5 protein-coding genes and 1 pseudogene are annotated in these 4938 nt (G+C 70.7%); 1 reads left to right on the forward strand and 5 read right to left on the reverse strand.

Annotation, left to right across the window (positions count from 1 at the left end; translation table 11 throughout):
* The 4 genes from AC5RV2_RS14570 to AC5RV2_RS14585 all read right to left on the reverse strand — a co-directional run.
* A partial coding sequence (locus tag AC5RV2_RS14570; protein WP_494092923.1) for a glycosyltransferase family protein occupies positions 1 to 891 on the reverse strand: 891 nt, incomplete at its 3' end.
* Complete coding sequence (locus tag AC5RV2_RS14575; RefSeq protein WP_494092924.1) at positions 888 to 1313, reverse strand: DUF2304 domain-containing protein; 426 nt, start codon at positions 1311 to 1313, stop codon at positions 888 to 890. The genes AC5RV2_RS14575 and AC5RV2_RS14570, both read right to left, overlap by 4 nt.
* Entirely contained in the window at positions 1276 to 1941 is a 666-nt protein-coding gene (locus tag AC5RV2_RS14580) for a glycosyltransferase family 2 protein (protein WP_494092925.1), read from the reverse strand. The genes AC5RV2_RS14575 and AC5RV2_RS14580 overlap by 38 nt, the downstream gene beginning before the upstream one ends.
* Positions 1942 to 1968: 27 nt before the next feature.
* Positions 1969 to 3129, reverse strand: a complete 1161-nt coding sequence (locus AC5RV2_RS14585) for a glycosyltransferase (protein WP_494092926.1) — start codon at positions 3127 to 3129, stop codon at positions 1969 to 1971.
* A gap of 206 nt (positions 3130 to 3335) precedes the next feature.
* Here AC5RV2_RS14585 and AC5RV2_RS14590 point away from each other — a divergent pair, with 206 nt between their 5' ends.
* Positions 3336 to 4475 carry a glycosyltransferase gene (locus AC5RV2_RS14590; protein ID WP_494092927.1) on the forward strand — a complete coding sequence of 380 codons (1140 nt, stop codon included), beginning with the start codon at positions 3336 to 3338 and terminating at the stop codon, positions 4473 to 4475.
* 103 nt (positions 4476 to 4578) lie between these two features.
* Here AC5RV2_RS14590 and AC5RV2_RS14595 read toward each other — a convergent pair.
* Positions 4579 to 4938 (reverse strand): annotated as a pseudogene (locus AC5RV2_RS14595) (glycosyltransferase); the annotation flags it as partial.

Here is a 4938-nt window from a genome sequence, read left to right on the forward strand (position 1 = left end):
CCGGAATCCGTCAGCCCCGACGTAAGGCAGCCCCGTGACTGATGCCCGATCCCTGCTGGTCCTCTCGCTCTCGCCGCTGCGCAGCGACCCGCTGATGACGTGGCCGCGCAGGAGCTTCACGGCGATGGCCTCGCGCCGGGCGGCGGGCAGCGCCCGGAACCAGTCCCCGGACACCAGCGACTCGACGTCCTGGAACTGGGTGCGCAGCGGCAGCACGGCGGCGGTGACGCGTTCGTCCGCGTCCTGTCCCACCAGGTACGCCGGGGCGTGGGCCGGGTAGGCGATCTTTTCGCCCGAGAACCACAGGCGCAGGCCGAATTCCAGGTCCTCCCCGGTGCGCAGCCGTTCGGTCAGCCGCAGGCCCAACCGGCCGACCGCCTCGCGTCGGATCAGTCCCAGCGGTGCCGTCCGGTAGGCCAGGCGGTCGCGCAGCGGGTCCACCAGTGGGCCCCTGATCACCCGGGCACGGGGCGTGAGGATGCGTGCGCCGCCGCGGTGGCGGAGGGGTGCGACGACGGCGACCGCGCCGGTGGCATGCGCGGCGTCCAGCCAGGCGGACACCGCACCAGGTTCAAGTGTGTCGTCGGACCCCATGATGCCGACAAATTGAGCCCGGGCCTGACCCAGCCCGTAATTGAACGGCCCGGCCGGGGACGGTATCCCGTCGGCCAGTTCCAGCAGCCGGACGGTCTCCGGCAGGCCGGCCAGCTGCCCGCGCACGGAACCGGGGTCCATGTTGTGGCACACCACGGTGGCGCCGACGCGGCCGGGTGCGGCGGCCAGGACCGAGTCCACGGCGCGGCGGACCGGCCGGTCCGCGGTATGCACGGCGATCACGATCTCGGCTTCCAAACCGCCGTCGTGGCGGCGGGGGTTCTCCGGCGCCGTCATGGCGCGGATCCCGGCCGTGCCGCGTCGCCCGGTCCGGCGACGTCATCCGGCTTGGGCACCTCGTCCAGGGCGATGCGGCGGGCGAGCTTGGTGATCCGCTCCTCGAGCTGCCGGGTGCGCTGGAAGGAGCTCGCCATGTAGATCAAGAAGCACACGATCAGCCCGTACAACACCAGGTCGGTGCCGCGGCCGATCCCCAGCGCATTCGCCACGGCGGTCAGGATGCCCGGGAAGAACACGGACAGCGCGGCCATGACAGCGAAGAGCATCAGCAGGATGCGGCGCACGGCCTGGTGCCGGGCGTTCTGGCCCCCGCGCATCAGCGCCAGCGCGCCGAGGGCGACGGCCAGGACCAGGACGATTTGGACGACTATGAGCATGGGTTCACCGGAAGAAGAGGTCAGCGAGGATGTTGATGCCATTGAGCAGGGACTGCCCCTTGGACTTGGAATATTCCGTATAGACGATGTGTACCGGTTGCTCCACCACGCGGGCGTCCAGGGCGGCGAACTGGTGGATGAGCTCGGAGGCGTGTGCCATCCGGTTTTGGTTGAGGTGGATTCTCCGGGCCACGTCGGCGGAGATGGCACGCAGCCCGTTGTGGGCGTCGGTCAGGCGGTAGCCGGTGGAAATTCGGGACTGGATGGCGGCCGTGCGCAGCACCAGGCGCTTGAGCGCCGAGACCTCGCCCCGCCCGTCGAGGAAACGGGAACCGAGCACCACGTCCGCTTCGCCGGCCCGGATCCGCGCCAGCATCGCCGCGGCGTCCTGAACCCGGTGCTGGCCGTCCGCGTCGAACGTGATGACCGCATCCAGCTGCGGATCCTGTACGGCATATTCGATGCCGGTCTGCAGGGCGGCGCCTTGGCCCAGGTTCACCGGATGGACAACGACGACGGCGCCCGCCTTGCGGGCCAGGGCGGCGGAGTCGTCCGTGCTGCCGTCGTCCACGCATACCACGTGCGGGAAGGTCTCGAGCAGCTCCCGGACGACCGAGCCGACGACGGTGGCCTCGTTGTACATCGGCACGACGACCCAGCAGCGACTCACCCGCCCAGTATTCCACACAGGGAATGGTCACGGCTGTTCCGGCGGCGGCGGGCCCTGCCGTCCGGTGGCCTGCGGTTGGGCTGCGACGTCTTGATAGTGGCCGTCCAGCTCCCGCGCGCTGCCCGCCAGGCTCCGCTGGTCCACCACGAACTTGCGCGCGTCGCGGCGCATGGCCAGGTACTCCGCGCTGCCCAGCTGCAGCAGCTGCTGCAGCCCGTCCTGCAACTGGTTGTACTCGGCCTCCGGTGCCAGCAGGCCGGTGACGCCGTCGTCCATCATTTCGGGAATGCCGCCGCTGCGGTACGCCAGCACGGGAGTGCCGCACGCCTGGGCCTCCAGCAGCACCAGGCCGGCGGCTTCCCGGGCGCCGCCGGCTTCCTGGCTGGGTGCCACCAGCACATGCGCCCGCTGCAGCCAGGTGCGGATCGCGCCCCGGTCCTGGCGGCCCAGATAGTCGATGTGCGGATGGCTGGCGGCCTGCTCGGCGACCGTGTCGCGCAGGGGCCCGTCCCCGATCACCACCAGCCGGTGCCGGGCCTTGCGCCAGACGGCCAGGGAGGCGTCCACCAGGTCCCGGATGCCCTTTTGCGTGTTCAGCCGGCCGACGAAGAGCACCACCGGCACCTCGTCGGCCTGGTAGCGGGCCGGCTCGAAGTAGTCGGTGTCGACGCCCTGGTAATGCACCTGGATTTTCGCGGTGTCCAGGTCCAGCTCCGCGGCGCGGCCGGCCATGTAGTTGCTGACCACCAGGATGCGGGTGCTGTGCGCCGCGGCGGCCAGGACGTTCCGGTGGTGCCACCGGGCCATCATCGTGTCCGCGGGATTCCCCAGCGAGACCATGTCGGAGCCGTGCATGGTGGTGATGAGCGGCGTCCCGGACACGATGGAGGCCTTCACGGCGGGCGTCGACCAGGTGGCGAAGTGCTGATGGATGAGGTCCGGTTCGAACCGGCCCACGGCGACGGTCATGGCCGGCATGAACGCCGGCATCATGAGCTCGCGGCGCCGGAAGCCCAGCCGCGGGACCGGGACGAAGTCCGTGACCGGAATCGTGACGGAGGAGTCCTCGATCTCCGCCACCAGCGTGAAGACCCGGAAGTCGTGCCTGTCCTTCAACCGCTCGGCGTGCGCCGTGGCGAAGTACGTTGGCGGAATCCGCAACGTGCTCTTGGTGATGGCGATCTTCACGGGGCTCCCGGACCTTGGTGGGTGGGCTGCAGCCGGCTCGGCTTATCGCCATCCTAGCCCGGTGTCCTGAACGCCAACCCGGCGTGCCGGCCTCCTCGCCCCCGGCCCGGCGCGCCCGGTGCGCCGTCGCGCCGCCGCGGATCGATTCCCGGACGGTAATCTTTCAGTGTCCGGCACTCGCCCGGCGTCAGCGACAAGGAGCAGTGGTGGCCCAGCAGATCCTGTGTATCTCGTTCTCGGATATCCAGGCCGATTCCCGGGTGCTGCGGCAGCTGAAGCTGTTGGCCGAGGCCGGTGAGGTCACCACGCTCAGCTACGGCAAGCGTCCCCCCGGAGCCACCCACCACCTCGAGATCGACGCGTCGCTGCCCTCGCTGCCGCAGACGCCTCTGGGTGTGCTGCTGTTGGCGCTGCGCCAACATTATGCGGTGGAGCTGGCCGCTCCCGCCATCAAGCAGGCCCGCGAACTGGTGGCGGGGCGCCGCTTCGACCTGGTCGTGGCGAATGAGGCCCGCTCCCTGCCGCTGGCCCACGCCGTGGCGCAGGGGGCCCCGGTGTGGGGAGACATGCACGAGTGGGCGCCGGAGGAACGCTCCCACGTGCTGCCCTGGCGGCTGCTGGTCGCGCCGTACATGCACAGGGTCTGCGCCAAGTACCTGCCCAAAAGCGCGGCGGTCACCGCCGTCAACGGCTCGATCGCGCGGATGTACGCCGACCAGTTCGGCTGCACGGTGGAGGTGGTCCGCAACGCGGGGCCGTTCCGGCAGCTGGAACCGTCGGCGCCGCTGCCGGGAAGGATCCGCCTGGTCCACAGCGGCGCCGCGATACCCGGCCGCAACCTGGAAGGCACCATCGACGCCGTGAAGCTGCTGGATGACCGTTTCACCCTGGATCTGTACCTGGTCAAGGCGCGCGACGGCGGTCGGTACTGGCAGCAGCTCAAGGACCTGGCCGACGGCGACGAACGCATCACCTTCCATGACGCGGTGCCGCCGGAAGAGCTGCCGGCCACGCTCAATGCCTACGACGTCGGGGTCTTTTCCCTTCCGCCGCAGACGATGAACCACCGGTTCATGTTGCCGAACAAGTTCTTCGATTTCGTCCAGGCGCGGCTGGCCCTGGTGTTCAGCCCGTCCCCGGAGACCGCGGCGCTGATGAAGGCCTACGACCTGGGCGTGGTGACCGAGGACTTCAGCACCGAGTCGCTGGCCCGGGCGCTGGCGTCGCTGACCACCGAACAGGTGGACAAGTACAAGGCCAACGCGCACGGAGCCGCGGCGGCGCTCAGCTCGGCCGAGGACGAGGCCGTCACCAGGGGCATCCTCGCGGCCCTGCTGACGCCCTGACCGAGGCCGTCGCCGGAGGCTTCCTCGACCCTGCCGGGGCCCCGGACCGAAGCCGACACCGGAGGCATCCTCGCGGCACCGCGACGCCCCGACGGGGCCGGCGTCAGCGCGGCCGGGAGCCTTTCGCGGCGTCCGCGACGGCCTCGGCGGCGCGGGCGCCCACGCAGCGCAGCGAGTAGTTCCGCTCGACCCACGCGGACAGCCGGCCGCGCTCGGCGTCGTCCGGGGTCCGTTCCAGCGCCGCGGCCAGGGCCTCGGCCACCTGGCCGGCGTCCCAGTCCACGCTCTGGCCCAGCCCGTGGTCGGCGACCAGCTGCCGCAGCGGGCCGACGCCGGCGTAGACCACGGGCGTGCCGCAGCTCAGCGAGACGAAGGCCTTGGTGGCGAAGGCAAAGTCATAGCCGCGGGCCGGCCGCACGGAGGCCAGCCCCGCGGCAGAACGGAAAAGCACACGTCTGAACTC

It is taken from the genome of Arthrobacter sp. Y3225116 (assembly GCF_059091245.1).

What these genes read in the sequence shown, in the direction of transcription:
- AC5RV2_RS14575 (WP_494092924.1), bottom strand. Translation starts at nt 1,313, where the DNA reads ATGGCATCAACATCCTCGCTGACCTCTTCTTCCGGTGAACCCATGCTC.